The sequence below is a fragment of the Marinoscillum pacificum genome (genome assembly GCF_024714495.1).
GTDB lineage: Bacteria > Bacteroidota > Bacteroidia > Cytophagales > Cyclobacteriaceae > Marinoscillum > Marinoscillum pacificum.
This window is the reverse complement of record NZ_JAMZMJ010000004.1, coordinates 12522-39509: the sequence shown is the minus strand read 5'-3', so window position 1 is coordinate 39509 and position 26988 is coordinate 12522. Positions and strand designations below refer to the sequence as shown.

Annotated in this window: 22 protein-coding genes; 9 read left to right on the top strand and 13 right to left on the bottom strand. The window is 41.8% G+C overall.

Annotated features, from left to right (window positions below):
• Nucleotides 1-9: 9 nt before the first annotated feature.
• Nucleotides 10-1341, bottom strand: a complete 1332-nt coding sequence (locus tag NXS00_RS11430) for a NarK family nitrate/nitrite MFS transporter (protein ID WP_258099333.1) — start codon at nt 1339-1341, stop codon at nt 10-12.
• Between the two features lie 102 nt (nt 1342-1443).
• Complete coding sequence (locus NXS00_RS11425; RefSeq protein WP_258099332.1) at nt 1444-2352, bottom strand: NAD(P)/FAD-dependent oxidoreductase; 909 nt, start codon at nt 2350-2352, stop codon at nt 1444-1446.
• A 257-nt stretch (nt 2353-2609) separates the two neighbouring features.
• Here NXS00_RS11425 and NXS00_RS11420 point away from each other — a divergent pair, with 257 nt between their 5' ends.
• The 3 genes from NXS00_RS11420 (at nt 2610) to NXS00_RS11410 (ending at nt 3787) form a co-directional block, all read left to right on the top strand.
• Nucleotides 2610-3026 (top strand): hypothetical protein, encoded by a 417-nt coding sequence (locus tag NXS00_RS11420; RefSeq protein ID WP_258099331.1) that lies wholly within the window; start codon nt 2610-2612, stop codon nt 3024-3026.
• A gap of 220 nt (nt 3027-3246) precedes the next feature.
• The gene (locus tag NXS00_RS11415) at nt 3247-3483 is read left to right on the top strand and encodes a hypothetical protein (RefSeq protein WP_258099330.1); all 237 of its coding nucleotides are present in this window, start codon (nt 3247-3249) and stop codon (nt 3481-3483) included.
• A gap of 4 nt (nt 3484-3487) precedes the next feature.
• The gene (locus NXS00_RS11410) at nt 3488-3787 is read left to right on the top strand and encodes a type II toxin-antitoxin system RelE/ParE family toxin (RefSeq protein ID WP_258099329.1); all 300 of its coding nucleotides are present in this window, start codon (nt 3488-3490) and stop codon (nt 3785-3787) included.
• 43 nt (nt 3788-3830) lie between these two features.
• Here NXS00_RS11410 and NXS00_RS11405 read toward each other — a convergent pair whose 3' ends face one another.
• From NXS00_RS11405 to nirB, 11 genes are all read right to left on the bottom strand, one after another.
• On the bottom strand, nt 3831-4646 hold the full coding sequence (locus NXS00_RS11405; RefSeq protein WP_258099328.1) for an ABC transporter ATP-binding protein: 816 nt from the start codon (nt 4644-4646) through the stop codon (nt 3831-3833).
• 33 nt (nt 4647-4679) lie between these two features.
• Nucleotides 4680-5564, bottom strand: coding sequence for an ABC transporter ATP-binding protein (locus tag NXS00_RS11400; RefSeq protein ID WP_258099327.1), 885 nt, complete (start codon nt 5562-5564; stop codon nt 4680-4682).
• Complete coding sequence (locus tag NXS00_RS11395) at nt 5564-6661, bottom strand: ABC transporter permease (RefSeq protein ID WP_258099326.1); 1098 nt, start codon at nt 6659-6661, stop codon at nt 5564-5566. Before NXS00_RS11395 ends, NXS00_RS11400 begins: the two co-directional genes overlap by 1 nt.
• A gap of 279 nt (nt 6662-6940) precedes the next feature.
• Nucleotides 6941-8329 carry a CmpA/NrtA family ABC transporter substrate-binding protein gene (locus NXS00_RS11390; protein ID WP_258099325.1) on the bottom strand — a complete coding sequence of 463 codons (1389 nt, stop codon included), beginning with the start codon at nt 8327-8329 and terminating at the stop codon, nt 6941-6943.
• A gap of 27 nt (nt 8330-8356) precedes the next feature.
• A complete protein-coding gene (locus NXS00_RS11385) occupies nt 8357-9622 on the bottom strand; it encodes an alginate export family protein (protein ID WP_258099324.1) in 1266 nt (421 codons plus the stop codon).
• A gap of 184 nt (nt 9623-9806) precedes the next feature.
• Nucleotides 9807-10505, bottom strand: a complete 699-nt coding sequence (locus NXS00_RS11380) for a Crp/Fnr family transcriptional regulator (protein WP_258099323.1) — start codon at nt 10503-10505, stop codon at nt 9807-9809.
• A 91-nt stretch (nt 10506-10596) separates the two neighbouring features.
• Nucleotides 10597-11874, bottom strand: coding sequence for a glycoside hydrolase 5 family protein (locus NXS00_RS11375; protein WP_258099322.1), 1278 nt, complete (start codon nt 11872-11874; stop codon nt 10597-10599).
• A 120-nt stretch (nt 11875-11994) separates the two neighbouring features.
• Complete coding sequence (locus tag NXS00_RS11370; protein ID WP_258099321.1) at nt 11995-12657, bottom strand: response regulator transcription factor; 663 nt, start codon at nt 12655-12657, stop codon at nt 11995-11997.
• Nucleotides 12650-14422: a type IV pili methyl-accepting chemotaxis transducer N-terminal domain-containing protein gene (locus NXS00_RS11365; protein WP_258099320.1), complete on the bottom strand. Its 1773-nt coding sequence runs from the start codon at nt 14420-14422 to the stop codon at nt 12650-12652. Before NXS00_RS11365 ends, NXS00_RS11370 begins: the two co-directional genes overlap by 8 nt.
• Before the next feature lie 80 nt (nt 14423-14502).
• Nucleotides 14503-14877, bottom strand: a complete 375-nt coding sequence (gene nirD / locus NXS00_RS11360; RefSeq protein ID WP_258099319.1) for a nitrite reductase small subunit NirD — start codon at nt 14875-14877, stop codon at nt 14503-14505.
• Between the two features lie 24 nt (nt 14878-14901).
• Nucleotides 14902-17391 carry a nitrite reductase large subunit NirB gene (gene nirB, locus NXS00_RS11355; RefSeq protein WP_308708979.1) on the bottom strand — a complete coding sequence of 830 codons (2490 nt, stop codon included), beginning with the start codon at nt 17389-17391 and terminating at the stop codon, nt 14902-14904.
• A 90-nt stretch (nt 17392-17481) separates the two neighbouring features.
• Between nirB and cobA the strand changes: the two genes are divergently transcribed.
• The 6 genes from cobA (at nt 17482) to NXS00_RS11325 (ending at nt 26947) form a co-directional block, all read left to right on the top strand.
• A complete protein-coding gene (gene cobA / locus NXS00_RS11350) occupies nt 17482-18243 on the top strand; it encodes a uroporphyrinogen-III C-methyltransferase (RefSeq protein WP_258099318.1) in 762 nt (253 codons plus the stop codon).
• A gap of 236 nt (nt 18244-18479) precedes the next feature.
• Entirely contained in the window at nt 18480-20180 is a 1701-nt protein-coding gene (locus tag NXS00_RS11345) for a sodium:solute symporter (RefSeq protein ID WP_258099317.1), read from the top strand.
• A 10-nt stretch (nt 20181-20190) separates the two neighbouring features.
• Nucleotides 20191-21672, top strand: a complete 1482-nt coding sequence (gene glpK, locus NXS00_RS11340; protein ID WP_258099316.1) for a glycerol kinase GlpK — start codon at nt 20191-20193, stop codon at nt 21670-21672.
• Nucleotides 21669-23318: a glycerol-3-phosphate dehydrogenase/oxidase gene (locus NXS00_RS11335; protein ID WP_258099315.1), complete on the top strand. Its 1650-nt coding sequence runs from the start codon at nt 21669-21671 to the stop codon at nt 23316-23318. The genes glpK and NXS00_RS11335 overlap by 4 nt, the downstream gene beginning before the upstream one ends.
• A gap of 67 nt (nt 23319-23385) precedes the next feature.
• Nucleotides 23386-25287: an amylosucrase gene (locus NXS00_RS11330; protein WP_258099314.1), complete on the top strand. Its 1902-nt coding sequence runs from the start codon at nt 23386-23388 to the stop codon at nt 25285-25287.
• Nucleotide 25288: 1 nt separating this feature from the next.
• Nucleotides 25289-26947 carry an alpha-glucosidase gene (locus tag NXS00_RS11325; protein WP_258099313.1) on the top strand — a complete coding sequence of 553 codons (1659 nt, stop codon included), beginning with the start codon at nt 25289-25291 and terminating at the stop codon, nt 26945-26947.
• Nucleotides 26948-26988: the final 41 nt, after the last annotated feature.

The window sequence follows — 26988 nt, the reverse complement described above, 5'->3', positions numbered from 1 at the left end:
TTAGTTCAATTAATTGGCAAGACTAAGCTCTGGTTTTGCAGTTACAGTCTCCGTTACGCTTTCTTCTTTGGTTTTTGGGAAGCGGATGAAAAATGTGGTGAAGGAAATTCCTAATACGATGAATCCCAGGAAGTAAAATGAATCAGTCCACTCTAGGCCTGTTAATTGCTTCTTAAATAAGAACATTCCTGCTACGGCACCAGCGTTTCCTCCCGCACCTACGATTCCTGAAACCAGACCAAGTGCTTTTTTATTGATGAATGGAACCACGCTGTAAGTTGCTCCTTCGCTCATTTGAACAAATAGGCTAAAGAACAGCATAGATGCTATAATTAGAGGGATTGTGTCCATTCTGGAAAACAGAATTAGCGCAAGACTTTCCACAAAAAGTGCGAGGAAGAGCCATTTCACTCGACCATTTAATCCTCCAATTTTGCCAAATCGATCACCAAAATATCCTCCCAGAGATCTCGCAAATAAGTTCATCAATCCGAATAAGCCTGCAATTAAACCCGCCGTTTTAATATCCATGTGGAAGTAATCAATAAAATACAACGCTGCTTTAGAGTTAACGATTAGCTCTACTCCAAAGCAAGCGCCGTAGATTAGAAACAGTACCCATACTCTGTGATCTTTCAGGACATTTTTTAGTGGCTCCTGAGGTTTGTTTTCCTGATCTAGTTTGTGCTGGAGGTATTTGTAGTTCCCTTGCGGGGTATCCTTGGTGAAGAAGTAGTAGACCATTCCCATGATGAACAACAAGATACCCGGACCGATCATGGATAGCCTCCAGGATAGGAATTCTGAACCTGTATAGGCTAATACAGCCGCAAATATCAGTGGCATGACTTGCTGAGTTACTCCGCCTCCCAGATTTCCCCAACCTGCGGTAGTGGCATTGGCCGTACCCACGATGTTTGGCGCAAACATGACTGATGTGTGAAATTGTGTAATAACGAAAGCAGCTCCTATGGCGCCTATGAACATTCTAGCCAAAAGGAACTGCTCGTAATTTTGAACCATTCCGATCATAATAACAGGAATAGATCCAAGGATTAGCAACCATGTATAGGTGATTCTCGGTCCTATACGATCGCATAGCCAACCTATGATTAATCGCATGAAAACAGTAGATGCAACAGCAACCATGTTGGTGTTGACGATTTGATCGGTAGTGATACCTAGATCTTCTCTTACTATTGCAAGCATTGGTGCTATGCCAAACCAACCAAAAAAGCATAAGAAAAATGCTAGCCATGTCAGGTGAAAAACCCGCATGTTGATGGTTTTTAGATTGAATAGTTCAATTTTGGTGGCTTTGCCGTCTGGTGTCATTTTCATACTAAGATTTATTACGTAGTTCTGAAGTAAATCAAAACTACGTAATTACTTAGTAAAAAATAAGTAATATTACGTATTTAATTTACGTAACGTGTGGATGGCTCAAAATGCTTCGTCAGCAAGGTGCTTATTGACTACTGCTCCAGTCATGTTACCTGTAGCCACAGCATTGGCTACTGATCGCATTGGGTTACTGTTGTCCCCACATGCATAAATTCCCGTAATAGATGTTTCCTGCATCGGGCTGATCTTCAGATAACCTTGTTCAGTGAGTTCACAACCTAGCTGGGTTGGGATTTCACTATGCTGAATGAAAGGAACTGCGGCGTACACTGCTTCAAATGGCTCCTGACTTCCATCTGAAAAAGAAAGAGAGTGCACATGGCCATTATGGTGGTTTACTTCAGAGATTTCTTTGTCAATGATTTGAATGTTGTGCTGGAGGAGTTTCTCAGCCTGATTATCCGCAAATGCTTCGCCACCGTTGGTGAGAAAGGCGAGCTCGTTCGTAAGGTTTTTGATTAATGGAGCATAATGCATCGCTCGTTCTCCAGTAGCCATTACTCCTGTTTTCTTGCTTTTAGCTTCATAGCCATGGCAATAGGGACAGTGGATTACGGAAATTCCCCAGCATTTTGCAAATCCAGGTATATCTGGTAATTGATCTTTGATACCTGTTGCGAATACAAGCTTCTTACCTCTATAGGTTTGCTGAGACTGTGTGGTGATTTGAAATTCATTCTCCAGTTTTTGTCCTGAAATGGCGAAATCCTCAGTGAATTCTACTGTAGCATATTGTTGTACCTGCTCCTTAGCAATGCTAGAAATTTCTACGGGTGTCTTGCCATCCTGAGTTAAGAAATTGTGCGAATGTGGTGTTTGTTGATTGCAAGGTTGAGCTGCGTCAATAACCAGCGTAGATCGTAATGACCTGCCAAGAGTCATGGCCGCTGAGAGCCCTGCATAACTTCCTCCAATGATGATGACATCAAATAATGTTTTTGAATTCATAGATAGGTTTTAAATGGTTGAAAAAGTCCAACACTCAAAAATGCAATTAAGTTGCATGAGGTAGGGGTTATTTTCACTGAATGAAAAATGTGGAGTATTATTCGCTCTAAGTAATAGGTTTTGTGTTAGTAGGATGAAGTTTTGTGATTGTTGAAAATTAATCTTGTTTGGTTGAATAAGCGTCTCTGGTAATCAATTACTTAAAATAATAGCTGATGTTGTGCGGTTTAATTGGATATTAATCAACCATCAAACACATGTTATTAAAATCAACACTTACTAATACCCAATCAATTTACAGTACTTCCAAAATGACGATGATTAGTCTGAATGATCACATTTTGAAAATTGAGTTGAAGGGGTTTCAAACTCTAGCGGAAGCGTCCAGAAATGGAATTATGATGAAAGAGGCTATTTACTCCAAGGGGATTCAATTATTGCTCATTGATGAGCGAGAATTAAAAGCTGTTAGCGATGAAATGAAGCAGTTTTTCAAACGCTCAATAAGTGAAATGGGGAATTCAAACATTAGAAAAATTGCCATTCTATCTGCCGATAACATCATTGCCCGGTTCGGAATGGAACAAGTCATTACCGAAACCGAAGATCGAATCAATTACGAAAGAAGAATCTTTGAATCAGAAATAGAAGCTTTAGGCTGGTTAGAAAGTTGATAAGAAGGCCGATCCGGAAGGATCGGTTTTATATTTGGCTATTAATCTTGCTCTGAATTTGCGATTTTCGATGATGCCTGATTCATTGTAGCTTTATGGCCAATTCCAATAAAGTAAGTATTAATGACATGAATCTGCCGGTGGATTAGTTTAAATGATTAGTTGAATCATTAAAGACTAGAAATCGTTAGATTTATATGTTTAAAACTAGAGACAAGTGATGGATGTACAAGCAGAAAAACTTCATTTAATAGAGCAATTGCTTCGAGTTCAAGATGCTGAAATCATTCAGAAAATGAAGGATGTACTAAATGGTAGTGCGATTGGGTATGATGCTGAAGGCCATTCTATTACTCAAGCAGAACTTGTCTCACGAGCAGAAGATTCCAATAAAGCTATAGCAGAAGGGGACATCAAAACAACAGAGCAGATTCGAGCTAACATGAAGAATTGGTAGTTTTATGGAGGTTCTATTTACCGGCCCTGCTGAAGAACAACTGAAGAAGATCTATTGTCATTACCCTGAAAATGTCGCTGAAGACTTAGTTGAAAAGATTTTGCTTAGGGCGGAAACACTAGCTCATTTTGCTGACCGTGGTAGGATAGTGGAAGAATTGCGATTTATGGATCAGGGGCACCGATTTGTGCTTCAAGGAAATTATAAAATCATTTATCGCCAACTGAATGGCAAAATTTATGTGACTGATGTTTTTGCGATGAATCAGAATCCTGAATCTATCATTAAGAGGCATGAAGAGTAGGTATTAATACAAGTTGTTAAGACTTGTTTAATTAAGTCGTTACTCAATGATTCAAAAAATTCAGTAAGTAGGCTCTATAGTCATAGTAATCTGGATGCTCCAGTACGTCTTTTCGGTTTCTTGGTCGCTCAAATGGGATCTCCAGTTCGTCACCGATTTTAGCATATGGACCAGAAGTCATCATGATTACCCGATCAGCCAGGAAGATGGATTCATCCACATCATGTGTGATGGCCACTGCCGTGATTTTTTCCTTTTGCCAGATCTCCAATAGTACGTCCTGAAGCTCTCCGCGAGTCAATGAATCGAGCATTCCGAATGGTTCATCCAACAATAAAACTTTTGGCTTTAATGCAAATGCTCTCGCAATACCTACACGCTGTTGCATTCCTTGAGACAGGTCTGTTGCTCGCTTATGAAAGTCATTGCCCAGACCAACTTTGTCCAGATAGTATTTGCATATTTCTTCTTTTTGCGCCTTGGAAGCGCCAGGAAATACTTGCTTTACTCCGATCATTACATTCTGCAATGCAGTCAGCCACGATAGCAAACTCGGTGATTGAAAAACCACAGCTCTGTCTGGACCTGCATCTCTAATCGGCTCATGATCCACAATGATTTGCCCACCACTGATCTCATTGAGTCCGGCGATCATGGTCAGCAAAGTAGATTTACCACAACCCGAATGACCAATGATAGAGACAAATTCTCCTTTCTTAATGGATAATTGCAAGTCATCCAATACCACATAATCTCCCTTCGGAGTTGGATAGACTTTTCTTAAGTCTTTACAAACCAACATTTCTGGTTTAGTTGCGATTTCCGGAGAGTAAGCTATTTCTTGAAGTTGTGTAGTCATAGTTTTGGTGTCTTAGTGAGAGGATTGGGAGGGTTAGAAGTGTTTGACGGATTCAGAATATTTCTTTTTGCCAAAGACGATTCTACCAGGCATTACTGGTTGCAAATCAGGAAGGATGTATTTGTGATCACTGGTCTGACGTCTGGTAGCACCTACTTCCATCAGGTATTCCAGGATGTCATTTCTCAAGCGCTTGTACTGCTCATCCTTGTTGATGGCTGTGACGTCTCTTGGTCGCTCGAATGGAACCGTAAATTCCGGACCCAAGGTAGCTTTCGGGCCAGGTGTTAATGGAATGATTCGATCTGCCATTAGAATGCCTTCATCTACATCATTGGTGATCAGAATAGCCGTTTTCTTATCCTGACTCCAGATTTTAATAATTTCTTCTTGGAGAGAACCGCGTGTTAGAGCATCCAGAGCGCTTAATGGCTCGTCCATCAAGAGCATTTCAGGATTCATAGCCAAAGCACGAGCCACTGAAACACGCTGACGCATTCCTCCAGACAATTCCTTCGGCTTTTTATCCTTTGCAGGAGTCAGATTCACCATTTCGATGTATTTCAAAATGTGAGCTTCCTTGTCTGATTTGGACATTTTCGGAAAGACTTCATCTACTGCCAGTTTTACATTGCTGTACACAGAAAGCCACGGCAGCAGTGAGTAATTCTGGAAAATCACACCTCTGTCAGGACCAGGGCCAGTGATTGGTTGTCCTTTTAAAAGCACTTCTCCTTTATCCGGGAAAAGCAGTCCATTGATCAGGTTGATTAAGGTGGTTTTTCCACTTCCAGAAAACCCAACGATTGCTAAAAACTCTCCTTCGTTCACTTTAAGGTTGATGTCGGATAGCACATCTATTCTTGAGGATCCAACTCCGAAGGATTTCGAAACATTATTTAATTCCAGTATCGCCATTATGCCATTCCTTTATTGAAACTCATCATATTTTGAACACTAAGCATGATACGATCTAGTAGGAACCCGATGATTCCGATCACAAACATGGCTACAATGATTTTGGCATTGGAGTCATTCGCTCCATTTTGGAATTCTTCCCAAACGAAAGATCCTAATCCCGGACTTTGAGCTAGTAATTCGATGGCAATCAATACCATCCATGATACAGAAACAGTAATTCTTAAACCGGTGAAAATCAATGGTAACGAAGCAGGAAGAATGATTTTGAAGATGTTTTGTCCAATGCTCAACTTCAATACTTTGGCTACATTGATGTAGTCTTTATCTACCGTGCTCACTCCAAGACTGGTGTTGACAAGCGTTGCCCACATGGCACAAAGACCAACGCTGATAAAGGAAATGATAAACGATTTATCTAATGAGGGATCGGTGATGACAGTCTTCACTATCATGAATACCAACAGTAGCCACACAACAGGTGAAACAGGCTTTAGGATTTGAATTAACCAGTTCATGGCTGTTCTCAGAGATTCACTCAGTCCTATGATGATTCCAATAGGTACTGCAATAAGCATGGCTAGCAAACAACCAGCGGCTACTGTTTTTAAGCTGGTGCCAATTTGATCGAGGAAGGAAGGTCTTCCTGTGTAGGTAATTGGATCCAATCCTTGTGCTTCACGTTGCTCGTTGGTGGCCGAAACCTTGTCTTTAAATTCAGCTTTCTTTTCGCTGATGCTTTTATGATCTTGCCAAAGTGCCTGGAATGCTCCAAAAACTTGTTTTGGAGAAGGAAGAGTGTTTGGTTGGCAAGAAACGTCGCCAGATTCGATGCATTCCTGCATAGCTATGGCTGCTTCTTCTCCTTGTTCAGCTCTTGCTTTTTCAATACGAACACTTGCTTCACTGTTGTAAAGTGCAGTTGCTCCTGCATGCCAGATCACTACAAAGAGGATTATGGATAAGAGTGGTAATAGGGCTTTAGTGAAGAATAATTTGCCGTTTTTGGATGGTTCTTCACCGCTAAATAATCTGATCAGTGGCTCTAAAAATCCTAGGCCGATCATTCGCAATGTTTTTATGGATTTGTCCTTCATGACGTTGGTATTTTATGAAGTGTGAATGGTAAATGTTGGTGCGAGGGTCGGCCTGTGTCCAAACCCTCAGACACCAACGTCTATTTTTTAAAGTATTTCAATTTGATTGCATTCTGTAGCACTATTAAGTTAAGTGGTTGCTTTATCTGGCCTCATCCTAAATCCTTCTCCTAAAGGAGAAGGACTTTTTTTAATGGACTTAACTTAATAGTATGCTATTCATCCTATAGGTATGAATTTCGCTTTTGACACCCTTTAGGATGGGATAATCAAAAGCATTTACAAGCTTTCGTCCTTGTTTCCAATTTTGAAGCTGTTGATATATCCAAGCGGATCTTTGCCATCGTAAGATTGGCCATCGATAAAGTCAGTTGTTGCTGGTTTGTAACCGTCTGTTTCTGGAATGTCAGAAGCTGGGATTTTCCCTTCTTCTACCAGTAGTGCTGCAGCTTTACCCCAGATGTCTGGTCGGTAAATATCTTTGATAGTAGAGTGGTACCAATCTGCAGGCTTGCTTTCAGGGATTTGGCCCCATCTGCGCATTTGAGTTAAGAACCAGATACCGTCAGAATAGAATGGATACGTTGCATTGTATCTGTAGAATACATTGAAATCTGGCATGCTTCTTTTGTCTCCTTTTTCAAACTCAAATGTTCCAGTCATAGAGTTAGCAATCACCACAGAGTCGGCACCTACATATTCTGGCATGGAAAGAATTCCAACCGCCTCTGGTCTGTTACCTGGAGTGTCTAACCATTTAGCAGCTCTGATCAATGCTTTGGTCACAGCGATAGCTGTATTTGGATTTTCTTCCACAAATTTCTTGGTCATCACAAACACTTTTTCCGGATTGTTTTTCCAGATGTCATAGTTGGTTGTTACGGGTACTCCAATCCCTTTGAACACCGCTTGTTGGTTCCAAGGCTCACCTACACAGTAACCATAAATGGTGCCTGCTTCAAGTGTAGCCGGCATTTGTGGTGGTGGTGTAACTGAAAGCAACACATCTGCATCTACTTGCCCTTGAATGTTTTCAGCGGTGTAGAAACCTGGATTGATTCCGGCTGCAGCCAACCAGTATCTGATTTCATAATTGTGTGTAGAAACTGGGAATACCATACCCATTTTGAATGGACGACCAGCATTTTTGTAATCTGCCACTACCGGTGCAAGCGCGTCAGCCTTGATTGGGTGAATAGGTTTGCCATCTGCATCTTTTGGTACATTTGGTTTCATGGCAGACCACACTTCGTTAGATACTGTAATTCCGTTTCCGTTAAGGTCCATGGAGAATGGTGTTACCAATTCTGCCTGACGTCCGAATCCAGCTCCTGCAGCAATCGGCTGACCCGCCAACATGTGAGAGCCATCCAATTGACCATCAATCACACGATCTAAAACGTTTTTCCAGTTGGATTGTGCCTCGATGGTAACGAACAATCCTTCATCTTCGAAGTAGCCAAGCTCTTTGGCTATAGCCAAAGGGGCCATGTCAGTCAACTTGATAAATCCAAATGTTAACTGTGGCTTCTCAATTAGTAGTTTGGCAGAGCTAGCTTCAGATGCTGATTCTACAGTTGCCTCTTTCTTTTGTGCAGTGCTTCCTGTACAAGCCGACCAAATGGCAGCAAGTAGGACTAAAATGAATGTGCTTTTTAATATTCTCATGACTTTCAATTGTTTTTGGTTGTCAAATTATTTCGATGTGAAAAGAGTTGGTTTGAAAGTGATCATGGTCCATGCCCAGCATTGAAGTGAACTTTTGTCTCCACCTCTAAGTGCTTCCATGGTATCGCTAGCAAACATTTGTGAGTAACCGAGATTCCAGACTACACCACCTTTTAGTTTTTTGGCAAATACAAGATCTACTTCAGTACCCATCGTTTTGCTCAGCTCCTGACCTTCGGCATCCAGCTGAGTAGACCCTGTCATGAACTGATGTGCATGTACTTTGAATGCTCCTCCAGCAAGTTTGAAGTTGGTTTTTAAGTAAATGTCAGTAACGCCAACCGTACCATTAGCTGGCCCAACATAGAAGTAGTCCATGAAGCCATTGTGCGCGTGGTTGGTACCAAAATCAGGACTAAATGCTGTGATGTCGGTAGATGTATCAGAATCATCTTTACCAGAAATGTATTCTACTCCCAATGTCAAAGGAGTTACTGAAGTAGTGAAAGTGGCATTAATTCCAGCTAGAAGGGCATTTACTTTGTTTTTGGAGAATTCACCTGTTTGGTAGTAAAAGTCTCCTGCCAACTTGATTCCTCCTAATTTTTTGGAGGCAATAACTCCTAAAGTCTGTTTGAATGAAACTGTGGAATCAGCATTTTGATATCCTGCGTTGAATGCTAAAAGGGAAAGAGATCCTTCGTTCAATTGCTGATTGAACCAAGCATACTGGAAAGTCTTGTAATTTCCCCCAACGCTGTAGTAGCCAGCGCCTGGAGCTTGTAAGAAACTTTGCTCTGGGATGTCGTCATCCTGATTGTATGCGAACCCAAGGTGTAGTTTTGATTTGTTTGCTTCGTATAGAAATAACAATGCATCATGTCTTCTTCCTTGCTGAGCCCATTCCAGTCCGCCTAAGAACCTTTGGTTGTCGTAGGAAATGATCTGGCGTCCAGCTTTTACAGAGAAAGCTTTGTTGAAATAGTACTGTCCCCAGGCTTCACTGATAAAGGTCTTGCCATATTCTTCTTTGAAGATTTGAGGGGTTTCTCCCCAAATTCGAATGTCTTGAAATGCCACTCTAAATTTAAATGCAGAGTCAGCATAGTCCAGATAGAGTCTGGAACGTTGTTCTGTAAAGAAGGCTGCGTTTTTTGCTTCTTCTGTTAAAGTCTTAAACCCGTTTCTAAATTCTGAACGTGGACGAACTTCAGCGGAAATAGTTACTTGTGCTTGAACACCATATATTCCAAGAGTTAGGAGCAGCACGGTTAGGTAAGTAATTTTCTTCATGATCTCTAAGATTAGCTTTAGTTGCTACGTATGATGAATAAGTATAATTACGTAGATATAGCAAACCTAGAAAGATGTACTTATAAGATTTATGTGTGTGTGACAGGCTAAAACAATCTTTTAGCGCAATAAAAAACCTGCGAAATAGCAGGTTTGTGGAGTTAAATAGCAGGTAATAAAGGATTTAGCTGTCAATGAAGTAGTTGTGCTCAGAGATTTCTTTTCTAAGTAGTTCTACGTTTTTAATGCTGATTCTTTTGCCAGGGGTTTCGATTAAACCTTCTTTTCTCAAGGCAGAAAGTGTACGAATGACCTGCTCTTCAGTGGTTCCGGCAAAGTCAGAGATCTCTTTTCTCGAGAGTTGGAGGTTAAGTAGATTGTTGGTTCTTCCGAACTTGCGGTTCATGTATAAAAGGGCATCTATTACTTTCTCCCTTACGGTCATTTGAGCAAACTTTTTAACCTTGGATTCGCTTCTGTTTAACTCCTCGGCATAGAAGGTCATTAGATCGTAAGTAAGTGTGGGAACTTCCATCAGCATTTGATGTAAAGTGTCGCTAGAAAAACTGCATAGTATGGTCGTTTCCAGTGCTACGGCATTGATTTGATAAGAAATGCCACTGCCAAAACCTCTGTGGCCTACGGTTTCTCCATTACCAGTAAATCGCACGATTTGCTCTTTACCATTGAGGCCTGTTTTGGCCACTTTTACTTTGCCATCCTGTACAAAATACAACCCATGTACAGGAGAACCTTCAATGATGAAGCTTTGTCCTTTTTTACATCTGAGCGTAGCTTTCTGAGTGATAAATTCTCGAATTTTCGCTTGCTTGATGTTCTTTTTGATAACGCACTGGGTGTTGTTGCAGGATAAACAGTCCATAGCTTCAAGTTAATTACGTAAAATTACGTAAATATAATTTTAAAAGCTACGTAGAAAGCTGTTTTTGTTTGCTCTATTTGTTGATAATCAGCTATTTAGTCCTCTGAGTGAAAGTCTTGATCAACTCTATAGTTTCTTCGTCGGTATCATATACGGAATACCAACCCTGCAGCTCATGTGCTGGATCTCCGATTAGATCATCACCAACTTTCCAAAATCCACCAGGTTCCCCAGGTCTGCCTTCACCGCCCCAAGACCAGAAATTGCATCCTTGAAGTGGACTTCCCTGCGTAATTTCTTGCGAAGTATAGTCGAAGATCCAATTGTAAAAGTGATTTCGGAAGGAGACAGGAGCGCTTATGTCAAAGGAGCCATTGTCGCGAGAAACCCCAAATTCTTCCAAGACTAAAGGTTTGCCAAGTTTGCGTGCCTTCTCAACTTGTCCGTCCAGATAATTCTTTGCTTTTGCAAGGGCTAGAGAATAAGTGGAGGTGTCTTTTGGGTCAAACCAACCCCAGTTTTGGATCCAAAGATGGGTGGTGGCATAGTCTATGTACTTGGACTTGCTGTCTTTGTATAAGTCGGTTCCTGATATTTTAGTTGAGGTATCCCCTTCAGCTCCTATGCAAACTAAGTGATTGGGGTCGAGCTGCTGAATCAGCTTTGCGGTTTTCTTGATCCATTTTCGATAAGCGACTACTTCCTCATATCCTCGTGGTTCATTGGCTAGCTGCCAAGACATGATGGTGGGATCATCAGTGTATTTGATCCCTGAGATTGAATTTTCTCTAGTAATGATAAACCTGAGAAAATCATGATAGAGACCAACTGCTTTTTTATTGCTATAAAAGGACTGTGAATAGTTGATGAATCCATCCCAGGAACCACCACCTTCTACATCAGGGTAAGGGATTTTTTCTTTATTCGTCCAGCTTAAATATTGTGGAAACCCACCACTCCACATCCAGAAATTGCTGAGACAAACCACTGCCTTCATGTTTCGTTTGCCCATTTCTACAAGCAAAAAGTCTAATCCTTGGAGCAGGTTGTCATCGTAAATCCCTGGAGCAGTTTGAAGAATGGGTTTGTTTTGATAAGGACTGTCTTCAGATCCTTCACTGGCTGCCATGATTCGAAGGTTTGTGATTCCGAGATCTTCCAGTCGATCCAATTCTCGAATTAATCGAGCTTTATCTTCTGCGGTACCTCCACCAAGATTCATTCCATACCAGAGGTTGGTGCCAATGAAATGATAGGGCTGCCCAATAAGAATAAGTTGATCTCCATTTACAGTGACGAATGCTGATTGTGCAGATGTGTAACTGATAGCCGCGAAGACCAATAGAATAAGCCAAATAGAATGTTTCATCGGGGTGATGTTTAGAGATTGATAACCTGGTTTGGTATATCAAATTTAAAGTCGACACCCCGATTGGAAGGTGGTCAAATGACCTAATTGAAGGATCAAATTGTCTACTTTACTTTGTACCTACAGGATACTTTCTCTATCCACTTTCTTCAATAGCTCGGTAATGTTATTGACTTCCAGTTTCTTCATGATGTTGAAGCGATGAGTTTCTATCGTGCGGATGCTCTTATCCAGTTTTTCGGCAATATCCTTATTGGAAACTCCGTCGTAAATCAGGCTCAATATCTGCTTTTCTCTTTTGGTTAAGCCATAATCTTGAGAGGCAATTGGTGTTGGTGCTTCTGGCGAGGCAGGAGCAACTCCTCCGGTCATGATCGAGTTTACAATAGTGGTAGAGATGTCTCCACTGAAATATTTTTGCCCACTATTAACCATTTTCACCGCTTTGTTGAACTCGGCTTTGTTTGTGTCTTTTAGCAAATAGCCATCTGCGCCATATTGAACAGATTTTAAGATGTACTCAGAGTCGTCATGCATCGTGAGCATGATAATTTTGAGCGATGGATCTTGTTGTTTCAGTTTTTGTGTGACTTCCAGGCCGGTCAATAGCGGCATTCGAATATCAGCAACAAGCACGTCAGGGGTGGTTTCGTGCATTTTGTCAATGGTTTCCTGTCCGTCTGATGCTTCCCAAATGACCTCTATTTCCGGATCATCTTCTAGTACCATTTTGATACCATATCTCACGATTTCGTGATCGTCTGCAAGTGCTACTTTAATCATTTTTGTCTAAGGATAATGTGATTGTTATTTTGGTTCCTTTCCCTACTTCGGTTTCCATTTGGAAACTTCCACCAATGTAAGAAGTTCGTTCTTTCATGTTAAAAATGCCATGCCCAGCCTTTTCAAAGTGCCCACTTCGTTCTACTCTGCTAAAATCAAACCCTTTCCCGTCATCCACCACAGTTATGTTGAGATTGTTAATGGTATGAGAAAAAGTGACCGTAATGTGAGAAGCTTTGGCGTATTTGATGGCATTATTGACTGCTTCCTGTATGATACGATAGAGGTTCGTTTCAATATTGCTATCCAGCCGGTTGATGAATCGCGTTTCATTTACGAATGTTACTTCCGGTTTGGTGACAGCATTGATTTCATCGCAAAACTTATTGATTGCCGGAACCAACCCAAAATCATCTAAACTACTAGGGGTCAGGTTAAAGGACACCCGGCGGACTTCCTGAATGATGGATTTCATCAAATCTTTCGCATCATTGAGGCGCATCTTCATGGGAGTGGACGAAGGATTGAAGGATTCCAGCAAGAGTTTCATGGCCGACAGCATTTGGCCTACACCATCATGCATTTCTCTCGACAGTCGTTTTCTTTCTTCTTCCTGACCTTCCAGTATGAGTGCTGAGCGATATTGTTGTTCTTTGACAGATTTCTCAATTCGCTCTTTGTTGATCTCTCTGGATTTCAGTTTAGCTTCCTTGTAGTGTGTGGTGTTTCGAGCAATTAGTTTTATTTCCTGAGTAGCTGTGACTGGTATCAGGTGCGTTTCTAGCCAACAAAAATCTCCTGGCTCGGTGATTAGGCGCAATTCCCCGGACCAATTTTTTCCATTTTTTAATAAATCCAATACGCCATCGATAAAGTCCGGTCGGTAGTCGCTACGCTCTAATAGCTCTTTTAGTGATTGTGGAGGTTCTTCTTCTTCATATTCCATCACTTGCAGGAACTGGCTAGATAAGTGCGTGATTTGGCCTGAGGTATCCATGCTGGCATACAGCGATGGAGACTCGGGTTCTGCATTGACTGCCTCCAGGTCCTGATAGCTTTTTCCCAATTCTTCATAGAGTTTGGAAAGCTCTCGAGTCATGTTTTTCGATGCTTTTTCTGATTCGGTCAATTCTTGAACAGTGGCACGAATGGTTTTTGCCAATGGAGTGAAAATGAACAAGAGTTCTAATCCTATGATCAGGATGGATATGACGAATAGGTAGATTTCTTTAGATCTTAGATCGATGACTTTTTCTCTGGCTTCAAAGTCATATTGAAAAACGATCCGGTCCATGGCCTCTAGAAAATTGGCTTCATGTCGGAGAATGATGCCAACATTGGATTGAATGCTTAGTGAGTCAGTATTGCCAAAAAGATTGCCTGCAGCTTGTAAAATAGAAAGATAATGTGGTTCTACCTCGTCAAACATTTTCCGAATGACACGTGAAGGGTTTCCAGATAGACCAAGCTCTGGATTTCCGTTTTGTAGGCCTTCGTGGCTTTGCTTCCAGAGATCAAGAGCGTGTTGCAGTTCTGAAAAATTGGTGGAGCTGTCGCCTTTATGTTGCTCTATTTTCAGAGCCAATTTGCTGATGTTTTGGCTGAGCATTCGCTGACGACCTGCCACGTTGATCACACGAGCATCATCTTGTTGGCTACTAATGGAGGTTTGGATTAGTAGTTGGCTGATAATAATGCTTAGCGCAATTCCGCCTAATGCGGCGATATAAAAAAGTCCTAAGCGTCTGAAGCGGGTTTTTGGCATTCGAAAGCAACTACCATGTTGATTTAGCTACGTAAAAGTAAGTAAATAGACGAATCTATCAGCAGCAAGTGTACGTAATGCTACGCAAAGCCTACGTAAACTTTGCTGTTTTCTACCTTCACCGGATAGGTAGCTATGGCGCACTCATCGCCATTTAGGTTTTCTCCTGTCTTCAATGAGAATGTTTTTTTGTGAAAAGGACATGCCACTTTTGGCTCATTACCATCCGAGCCAATCATACCTCGGGATAAAATCATTTGCTTCTTGTGAGGACAGAGGTTTTGTGTGGCAAACCATTCATTGCGCCGGGTGAAGTTAAAAACGGCTATTTGTAATCCTTGATAGCTGATGTTCAATCCTCCGTCAGATGGGAAGTCCGAAACAGCACAAGCTTCAAACCAAGTATTTACTTCTTCTGGTGTTACTGTTTTATAGGATATGGTATCACTCATCATTGTCAATTTTTTAGAAGTTTGCAATCAGTCCCAGTCAGCAGGCTTTTTCATTTCTCGCATTGGAACAAACTCTAGTGTAGGGTCATCATCCTCACTGTTAGCGAAATGGCTGAATTTCTTTTTCATGTCTTCATTCTCAATGGCGGCCTTCCACTCGCAGTGGTATGCTGCGATGAGTGCCTGCATATCTTTTTCCAGCTCTTCGCCAAGTCCAAGGCAGTCGTTGACAACCACTTCTTTGAGATAATCAATGCCACCCTCTAGCTTATTAAGCCAAACGGCAGTTCTGTTAAGTGGCTCAGCTGTTCGGATGTAAAACATCAGGAATCGATCGATGTATTTGATGGCCGTTTTTTCATCAATATCTCCAGCTAAAAGCTTCGCATGCTGAGGATTTGCTCCACCGTTTCCACAGACGTAAAGGTTATACCCTGCTTCTGTTGCGATTAAGCCAAAATCCTTTCCTTGCGCTTCAGCGCATTCTCTTCTACATCCGGATACTGCACCTTTCAGCTTGTGTGGCGATCTCAGTCCTTTATATCGATTTTCTATTTCTATAGCAAAACTCACAGAGTCATGTAGGCCATATCTGCACCAGGTAGACCCTACACAGCTTTTGACGGTTCTTAAGGATTTGCCATAGGCGTGACCGCTTTCCATGCCCGCATCGATTAACTCTCTCCATATTTTTGGGAGGTCATTAAGTCTTGCGCCGAACAAGTCTATCCGTTGGCCGCCGGTGATTTTGGTGTACAAATCATATTTTTTGGCTACCTGACCAATCACTATCAATTTGTCTGGAGGGATCTCGCCACCAGGTATTCTTGGAACCACTGAGTAACTTCCGCCTTTTTGAATATTGGCCAGGAATCGGTCATTGGTGTCCTGAATGGTGTCTTGTTTCAATATTTGGTCGTTCCAGATGCTTGCTAGCAAAGAGGCCACAGCAGGTTTGCAGGTTTCACAGCCATCTCCACTTCCGTATTGGTTTAGAAGCTCGTTGAATGACTTGATTTCTTTGATTTTGATCAGGCTGTACAGTTCCTGACGGGTGTAGTCAAAGTGAGCGCAAAGTGTTTTGCGTACTACTTGTCCCATGGACTTTAACGTTGCTCCAAAGATGTCCGCCACCATTGGGGAGCACGCACCACAACCGGTACCGGCTTTCGTACAAGTACGTACTTGCTTAAGGTCAGTGACGCCATCATCTTTGATGCAGGAAACGATATCAGCTTTGGTGACGTTCTCACAGGAGCATATCTGTGCAGAATCTGGTAAATCCATCATGGTGTTTCCACCTCCAGCGCCTCTTGCTCCAAGGATTAAGTCTTCCGGGTTGGGAGGAACGGCCATACCATTTTGGGCAATCTGCAACAGCATGCTGTAGTCTTTGGCATCACCAACTAAAATACCTCCTAACAATTTTTTCTTGTCAGGGGATAAGTTAATCCGTTTATAGACCCCTGAGTTTTTATCTTCAAAAGCAATTGGGATAGCTCCTTCCGTTTGTCCAAGAGCATCTCCAAAACTCCCCACGTCTACCCCGATGAGTTTCAATTTGGTGGACATATCCGCTCCACTGAATTGCTTGGTTTGATCACCGATTAGCTGATCTACCACGGTTTCGGCCATGTCATATCCAGGTGCTACTAGACCATAGACCATTCCGTTATAATTGGCAGCTTCTCCAATTGCATAGATCGCTGGATCATTGGTTTGCATCTGCTCATTGACAATAAACCCACCTCGGGTGCCAGTTTCAAGACCACAAGTTTTGGCTAGTTCATCTCGAGATACGATTCCACAGCTAATCACAAGCATTTCGGTCTCAAGACTGGTTCCGTCAGTGAATTCCAATTGATCTAATTTACCATTCCCATGGATTTCTTTGGTGTTCTTATTGAGGAGGATTTCTATTCCTAATGATTCAATTTTGGACTTGAGCATGTTGGATCCCGCTTCATCCAATTGTCTGGGCATGAGTTTAGGAGCAAATTCGATGACTTTAGTCTCCAGGTTGAGATCCATTAGTGCTTTGGCGGCCTCCAGTCCGAGTAGTCCTCCACCTAAAACAGCTCCAGTTTTTACATTTTTTGAATATTCTATGATCTGGTCAAGGTCTTCGATGGTGCGGTATACAAACACTCCTTTTTTGTCTACTCCTTTTATGGGAGGAACCATGGCACTAGATCCCGTAGCCAGGACTAAGTAGTCATAACTTTCAGATTCACCTGTATGAGTAGAAATAGTTTTGGTGCTTCGATCAATGTTGGTAATTAATTGGGAGGTCTTTAGAGTTACGTCGTTTTCTTCATACCATGCTCTTGGGGCCATGAGAAGCTTGTCTTCGGATTGGGATTCGAAATATTCACTTAGGTGAACCCGATCGTAGGCAGGTAAGGGTTCTTCACCATATACAGTAAGAGAGATCTCTTCTTTGGAGGCCTTGGCTCTGAGTTTTTCACAGAACTTATATCCTACCATTCCATTTCCGATGACAATAACCTTTTCCATAGTGATGAAATTTATTTTACGTAAAACTACGTAATAATACTTAAGAAATAAAAATAAAATACGTAGTTTAGTGTCAAATATTTACGTACTATGTCAACACTATACTTAATTGGAGCAGGCCCAGGAGATCCGGAATTAATCACTTTGAAAGCAATTAATGTCTTAAAGAAAGCTCAGGTAGTACTTTATGATGCTTTGGTAAATCCAGAACTACTAAAGTATTGTTCAAAAGAATGTGAATTGGTCTACGTAGGGAAAAAACCTGGAATACATCAGTATCAGCAGATTTATATCAATGACATGATTGTGGACAATGGAAAGCAATATGAGCACGTAGTAAGGCTCAAGGGAGGAGATCCTTTTGTATTTGGGAGAGGGCATGAGGAGTTAGAGCACGCAAGAGCGCATGGTATGGATGTAGAAATTGTTCCGGGTATTAGTAGTGCGATATCTGTTCCGGCTATGAGTGAAATTCCTGTTACTAAAAGAGGAATTAATGAGAGCTTTTGGGTGATTACAGGTACAACTTCCAGTCTGGAAATGTCCTCAGATATAGCTTTAGCAGCTAAATCAAGTGCAACAGTAGTCATTTTAATGGGAATGCGCCATTTATCGAAGATTGTGGATCTCTTCACAAATGCTCGCGGACAAAGTGAAGCAATTGCTGTCATACAAAATGGTAGCAGAGATGACGAACGATCTGCTTTCTGTGAATTACACAATGTAGAAAATCAAGTGGAACAACTCGGTTTGGGTTCTCCTGCTATTATTGTAATTGGCGAAGTAGCCAGGTTTGGCAAACAACGTGAATTAAAGGAAATGATCACTTCAGTGAATCAAGATTCGCTTTAACAAACCATGGAAGTGTGAATAAAAATAGGAATCTCGCTTTTGAAATTAATAGCGAAAAGACCATGCAATAGTTGTTTATTCACACTCGAAGGGGTGTAGTGCTGAGGGATGATTGATAATTTTAATTTACAATCGTTTTCATTTCGATATTAGTAAAACACTGCTTCAAAAAGTAGGTTTAATTGCCTATTTCTTACTATTATAGAGTTGAATAAAACAAATTAATCAACCCTAAAATGGAAAGTGTACAGCTCGGTTTTGTGGATATAGCCATCATTGTGGTTTACATCCTTGGGATAATTTGGTACGGAATATCCAAAGGAAAACAACAGTCTTCAGAGGATTATTTCCTCGCAGGTCGTAACATGACTTGGCCTGTAGTCGGGATCTCCTTATTTGCAGCCAATATTGGTAGCAACACCCTCATCGGATTAACATCTGATGCCTATCAAACGAACACTGCAGTATATAACTATGAGTGGATGGCAGCAGTAGTTCTCGTATTCTTTGCCATTTTCTTCTTGCCTTTTTATCTCAAGTCTAAGGTTTATACCATGCCTGAGTTTTTGGAGAAAAGGTATGATGTACGTTCCCGCTATTACTTTTCATTCATTACGATCATTGGCAATGTTATTATCGATATGGCGTCCGGGCTTTATGCAGGTAACCTGATCCTTAAAATCATTTTCCCTGAGGTTTCCTCAACGTTCATCATCATCAGTTTGGCTTTGGCAGCAGCTGCTTACACCATTCCTGGTGGATTGTCATCGGTAGTTCATACTGAGGTTATTCAGGCAGTGTTATTGATTATCGGTTCGATGATCATTACTTACTTCTGTTTTGTGGAAGTCGGTGGTTGGTCTGGAATGATGGCTGGATTAGATCAATTAAATGGATCTGGATACTTGGATAAACCAGCGAAGGATGTCTTTGATATGGCTGGTCCCGCCTCCAATGATGCCTACATGCCATGGACCGGATTGCTGTTTGGTGTGCCATTGTTAGGGTTCTATTTCTGGGCCAATAACCAATTCATGGTGCAGCGGGTGCTTTCTGCTAAAGATTTGAACCACGGCCGTTGGGGAGCATTGTTTGCAGGACTTATGAAAGTGCCAGTAATATTCATCATGATTTTACCTGGAGTAATGGCAATTGTGCTATTCTCCGATTTAGATATTAGTGGTCTTAATTATTACATCACCAACGAAGCAGGTCAGTCTGTGATTTGTGATAATCTGGAAGATTGTCCGAACATGACTTATCCAGTAATGCTTTATAAACTGTTGCCAACAGGAATCCTTGGGTTGGTGATTGCTGGTCTATTAGCAGCGATGAGTAGTAGTATCTCTGCTACTTTGAATTCTGCATCAACGCTAATCACCATGGACTTCATTACGAAGATTAAGCCAGATATGACGAGCAAGCAGCTAGTAAGGGCGGGTCAAATTGCAACAGTTATTTTGGTATTACTTTCCGCTTTCTGGACACAGTACATCGAGCAAATTTCTGATTCACTTTGGGAATACCTTCAGTTAGTTCTTGGATTCATTGCGCCTCCTGTAGTTGCGGTATTCCTGGTCGGTTTGTTTTGGAAACGAGCAAACGGAAACGGTGCTTTTGCAGCATTGATGGCTGGTTTGTTATTTTCTATTTTCATGATTGTAGCTGGGATGTACAATCTGGCGCCATGGCTTACAGAAATTCATTACCTGCATAAAGCACCACTCTTGATGGTTAGTTGTATGCTCGTTCATGTTGTTGTCAGCAGTATGGGTACTGCCCCTAGTGCGGAAGTAGTGAACTCTCTTACCTGGAATGTTGGTTTGTTTAAAGCAGAGACGAAAGAATTGGAAGGATTGCCATGGTATCAGAATTACCGCATATTGGCAGTTATCTTATTAATCATCACCGCAGTGGTGGTGGGAATGTTCTGGTAAAAATAGAAACATGGCTTACATAGTAGCACTTGATCAAGGTACCACGAGCTCGAGGGCCATTCTTTTTAACGAAAAGGGTGAGATTCTTGGTGTCAAACAAAAAGAGTTCACTCAGTATTTTCCAAAATCTGGATGGGTGGAGCATGATGCAGAAGAAATCTGGACAACACAGTCTGAGGTTCTTAGAGCACTGTTAAACGATCTGAATATTAATCCAGGAGATGTCACAGCTATTGGAATAACCAATCAGCGCGAAACGACAGTCGTTTGGGATCGCAAAACCGGAGAACCGATGCATCGGGCAATCGTTTGGCAGGACAAAAGAACCTCTGAGTTTTGTGACGAATTGAAAGAAAAAGGCCTTGAAGAAACGGTCAGAAATAAGACTGGTTTAGTCATCGATTCCTACTTCTCTGGAACCAAAGTCAAATGGATTTTGGATCATGTAGATGGAGCAAGAGCGCGAGCGGAAAAGGGAGAGCTTTGCTTCGGAACTATTGATTCGTGGCTGGTTTGGAATTTGACAAAAGGTAAAGTTCATGCCACGGATTATACCAATGCATCTAGAACGATGCTTTATAATATCGTGGATAATAAATGGGATGAAGGATTGATGGAAATGTTGGATGTTCCAGCATCGATGCTTCCTGAAGCACATCCTTCGGCCTATCATTTTGGAGATTATGAGTACCGTGGAGCGACCATTCCGATAATGGGAATTGCGGGAGATCAGCAGTCAGCGCTATTCGGTCAGGCATGTTTCGAGCCTGGAGAAGCTAAAAACACTTATGGTACTGGCTGTTTCATGCTGATGAACACAGGTAATAAGTGTCAGCATTCTCAAAATGGTTTATTAACGACCATGGCTTGTAGCACTACCGGCGAATTGACGTATGCGCTGGAAGGTAGTATCTTCATAGCTGGAGCGGCTATTCAATGGTTGCGTGATGGCCTGCGAGTATTGGATAATGCGTCAGACTCGGAGTATTTCGCAAGGAAAGTGGAAACTCATGATGTCTTTTTAGTGCCTGCGTTTGCAGGATTAGGAGCTCCATATTGGGATCAATATTCTCGAGGAGCCATATTTGGGTTAACTCGTGATACGGGCAAAGACCACATCATCAAAGCAGCATTGGAATCCATTGCTTATCAGACACGGGACGTGAAGAAAGCCATGGAGCAGGATTCTGGAATTAAAATTTCCAGTCTCATGGTGGATGGTGGAGCTACAGCCAATGACTACTTGATGCAATTCCAATCTGACATACTTGGAGTAGAAGTGGACAGGCCGGCCATTACAGAATCTACCGCACTTGGTGCTGCCTATTTAGCTGGTTTGACTGCAGGAGTCTGGACATTAGATGAAATCAAAAAAGTCCGTAAAACGGAAAAGAAATTTGAACCTTCCATAGATAAAACCGCACGGGAGAAGTTATACAAAGGATGGCAAGAAGCTGTCAAGCGAACCTTTAACTGGACCAAGGAAATATGAATGGATTTAACGCCAACGAGAGAGGAGAGTTAATTGAGAAACTGAATCGTACCCAATACGACTTGGTGATCATTGGTGGTGGGGTGACTGGTGCAGGCATTGCACTGGATGCTGCTGCTCGTGGTATAAAAACAGCCTTGGTGGAGAAGAATGATTATGCATCTGGGACCAGTAGCAAATCGACTAAGCTAATTCATGGCGGGCTGAGGTATCTCAAGCAGTTTGAGGTAGCATTAGTTCGTGAAGTGGGGCAGGAACGAGCGGTAGTTCATCATTTGGCACCACATCTGGTCAAAGCCGAAAAGATGCTATTGCCGTTGATTAAAGATGGCACCTATGGTAAGATATTGACGTCAGTTGGTCTGATGGTATATGATGTATTGGCCGGTGTGGAGAAAGTGGATCAGCGCAAAATGATGACTCACGAAGAAACCATGGAGAAGGAGCCATTACTTGATCCTGATAAATTGGAAGGAGGAGGAATCTATGCCGAGTACCGCACAGATGATGCTCGTTTGACTCTTGAGATATTAAAAACAGCCACTCGCATGGGAGCTGATATCATCAATTATGCGGAAGCAACAGACTTCATTTATGATGCAGAGGGGAAAGTACGAGGAATTGATTGGCGCGATAATCTGACGGGCATGGAATACAAAATCAATAGCACCTATACCATCAGTGCTGCTGGACCATGGGTAGATGAAATCAGAGAGAAGAATAGATCACTGAAAGGTAAGAAACTGCACCCAACGAAGGGAGTTCACATCGTATTACCGCATTCCAAATTCCCTGTGAAGCAATCGGTATATTTCGATGTGCCTGATGGGCGAATGATTTTCGCTATTCCGAGAGATCGAGTGACTTACATTGGTACCACCGATACTGATTACCATGGTAATATCAATGATGTCCGCACGGATAAAGAAGATGTTGAATACTTATTGAAGGGAGTAAAACACATTTTTCCAGAGGTGGAGTTGACGATAGATGATGTAGAATCTAGCTGGGCTGGCTTACGACCTTTGATCGAGGAGGAAGGAAAGTCTGCCTCTCAATTATCTCGAAAAGACGAGATATTCGAATCAGAAAGTGGTTTGCTCTCCATAGCTGGAGGTAAACTGACAGGATATCGCAAAATGGCTGAGCGAATCATCGATAAGCTGGGCAAACGAATGGAAGATGAATTGGGAATTGAAATTCCTGATTGCAACACAGATAAGATTTTATTGGCAGGGTCCGGTTTTAAAGATGGAGAAGCAGTTCGCAACTATGAAGCATATGTTCGTGGACGAGTGACAGAAATGGGACTTGATCCTTACTATGCGGAGTATTTGGTTGGGAATTACGGAAAGCAGGTTGAGGATGTCTTCGGTTACTACAAAACCAGAAAAGAAGAAGACCCTGAGATAAGACTGGCCTTGTCAGAATTGGAGTTCACCGTGAAGGAAGAAGCCGTTCATTCGATTATGGACTTCTTTGAGCGGAGAACCGGTCGATTGTATTTTAACATCAATACCATTCCAAAGTTGATAGAGCCAGTATTTGATTATTTGAGTAAGAATTTTAGTTGGTCAGAAGACCGACGAAGACACGAGCAGGCATGGTTAGAGAAAAGCTTGAAAGTGGCTAGCCAGTTCGTGTGATATAGGTAAAACGTATTAGTATAAAGAAGTGTATAACCCTGAGTCTAATCGGTTACTCCAGGACATATTGTCGCGTTCTGGAAAAAGTGGAAAGCTTGACGAGCATTTCCTCATGCGCCTTTCGGCCAATTTTCAAGACATATTCAATTATTTCCATACATTGTATCCATTGCGAAATGATGTCTGGGATCACCTCGAACGACTTGTCAATGTGCTTATTGACAAATATCTGGAGCGTGATAAGGATCTCAAACTCGTAGATAAAAAGCGTGAAGGTGACCCCAACTGGATATTGAGTCAGGAGCTGGTGGGCATGATGCTGTATGTGGATCGTTTTGCCGGAGATCTAAAGGGCTTGAAAGACAAATTGGGCTATCTGGAAGAGCTTGGTGTGAATTTGGTTCATTTGATGCCGATACTTAAGTGTCCTGAAAAGAACAATGATGGAGGATATGCCGTATCGGATTATCGATCCATCAATCCAGCCATTGGCACCATGGAAGAAGTAAAAGCTCTTGCTAAGGATTTTAAGAAAAAAGACATGGTGTTGATGATGGATTTGGTTCTTAACCATACATCTAACCAACACGAGTGGGCTCAAAAAGCCAGAGAAGGCGATCCAAAATATCAGGGATACTATTATTTCTTTAACGATCGTACAGTTCCCGATCAGTTTGAGCAGTCATTGCCACAGGTTTTCCCAGAGTCAGCTCCGGGTAATTTCACTTACATCGAAGATGTGAATAAGTGGGTAATGTCGGTTTTTCATAACTACCAGTGGGATCTGAATTACACCAATCCAGAGGTCTTCATTGAGATGTTGGATATCATTCTTTACCTGTCCAATCAGGGGATTGATATCCTTCGACTAGATGCGCTGGCATTCATGTGGAAGAAAGTTGGTACCACGAGTCAGAACTTGTGGGAAGCACACTTACTCATTAAAACTTTCAAAAGCTGTGTGAGAGTCGGCGCTCCGGGTACTTTATTCCTGGCAGAAGCCATTGTGGCACCGGATGAGATCATTAAATACTTCGGAGAGGTTCAGACGACCAGTAATGAGTGTGATTTGGCGTACAATGCCACTTTGATGACTTTGCTGTGGGACACCGTAGCTACTAAAAATAATAGACTTCTTTGGTCTACGATGCACAATGTGCCTCATAAGCCAATGGGAGCAACCTGGCTCAATTATGTGAGATGCCACGACGATATAGGTTTGGGCTATGAAGATCAGCATGCAGAGTGGGCAGGGTATTCGCCATGGCATCATCGACAGTTCCTCATCAATTTCATGGTTGGTAATATCGATTGGTCATTTGGGAGAGGACGTAAATTCATGGAAGACAAGGTCAAGGGTGATGCACGAATATCGGGTAGCCTGGCTTCACTTGCTGGTTTGGAGAGAGCGTTGGTTGAAAAGGATAAGGATGCTGAAGCCTTGGCGTTACAGCGAATTGTCATGCTTCATAGCATCATAGTGAGTTATGGAGGTATTCCGATGCTTTATGCAGGAGATGAGCTCGCTCGAATCAATGATTACTCTTTTGAGGAAGACCCAAGTTTGTCATATGACAACCGCTGGATGCACCGACCAAAAATGGATTGGAAGCAGGCTGATCTTAGAAAGAAAAAGTCGACAGTAGAGGGGAAAGTATTCACGGAATTACAGAAACTGATTAAGATCAGGAAGAAACAAAAAGCCTTTGCTGATAGTGAAGTAAGACACCTGGTGGATTGTCATAATCAGCATTTATTGGCCTATGTTCGTGGGGAAGGGAACAAGCGGGTCTTTGTGGTGGTTAACCTCAACGATCACCCGGAGGAATTGAAAATGGATATGATGTTCCATCTGGGATTTGATATGAAAAAAGGAGTTAAGGACCTCTACTCAGGAGCAGAACTTGATTTTAGTGGGTACAAATACACTTTAGACCCACATCAATTTATTTGGATTATACAGCAGTAAAATGAACAAAACCTGGTGGAAAGAATCCGTGGTGTATCAGATATACCCACGTAGCTATAAAGACAGTAATGGTGATGGTATTGGAGATATCCAGGGTGTCATCCAAAAGCTCGATTACATTAAAAGTCTGGGAATAGACGTGATCTGGATGTGTCCAGTTTACAAATCCCCAAACGATGACAATGGGTATGATATCGCAGACTATTATGATATCATGGATGAGTTTGGCACTATGGATGACTTTGATGAGTTATTGGCTGGAGTTCATGAGCGTGGAATGCGCTTGATCATGGATTTAGTTGTCAATCATACATCGGATGAGCATGCCTGGTTTGTTGAGTCCAAGTCTTCCAAAGAGAGTCCAAAAAGAGATTATTACATCTGGAAAAAAGGTATCAGCGGAGGTCCTCCGAATAATTGGCAATCATTCTTCGGTGGTGATGCCTGGATATATGATAAAGCGAGTGATGAATACTTTTTGCACTTGTTTACCACCAAGCAACCTGATTTGAATTGGGAAAATCCAACCGTGCGAGAGGAAGTCTACACCATGATGAAATATTGGTTAGATAAAGGAATTGATGGTTTTAGAATGGACGTGATTTCGTTGATTTCTAAACGAGGATATGACGATACTCCTTATCAGGAGTTCAATGAGACCATTGAGAAAGTATATGCCAATGGACCAAGAGTTCACGAGTTTCTTAAAGAAATGAACCGTGAGGTGTTGAGTAAGTACGACATCATGACGGTTGGTGAAGGACCTGGTATCAATTTAGACAATGGTGGAAAATACGTAAATGAGGAGGAAAAGGAACTGGACATGGTATTCCAATTTGGGCACATGTTCATCGATCATGGGCCGGAAGGAAAGTTTGATCCTGTTCCATATAGTTTGCCTCAGTTCAAAAAAGTATTTTCTGATTGGGATAATAAATTAGCTGGAAAAGGTTGGAATAGTATCTTCCTTGGTAACCATGATTTTCCAAGAATCACTTCTCGATTCGCGAATGACCAGGAGTTTCATGCTGAGTCGGCTAAGTTGCTGTGCTTAATGATGATGAGCATGCGAGGTACTCCATATGTGTATCAAGGAGAAGAAATTGGCATGACCAATGTGGCTTTTGATAGTATTGACGATTACGACGATATTGAGACAAAGAATGTCTACAAAGAGTGGAGTGAAAAAGGCAAAGATCTGAACTTACTCATGAAAGCCATTCATCAGCAAGGGCGTGACAATGCTCGAACTCCAGTACAATGGAGTGATCAAGTGAATGCCGGCTATACCTCTGGTACACCATGGATAAAAGTGAATCCAAATTATCCTCAGATTAATGTGTTAGCTCAGGAGACAGATAGTGATTCGATTCTGAATTTTTATCGCGAGATGATTCAGGTTAGAAAGGATAACCCATCATTGGTTTATGCCGACTATGTGGATTTAGATCCAATGAGTGAATCCATTTATGCTTTCAAAAGGTGGGATGATGAATGTGAGCACTTAGTGATTCTGAACTTTACTTCAGAGGACTATGTGTACAACATCGATGCTCAAGGATTCGAAAAAGTGATAGGCAATTATAAAGCACCATTGGCTTACGGCAGTGGTCAGATCACTCTGAAGCCCTGGGAGGCAGTTTTGATGAAAAAGTCTTAATGTTTAATAATTCCATAAAGTAGTAATCATAAACCGTGTGG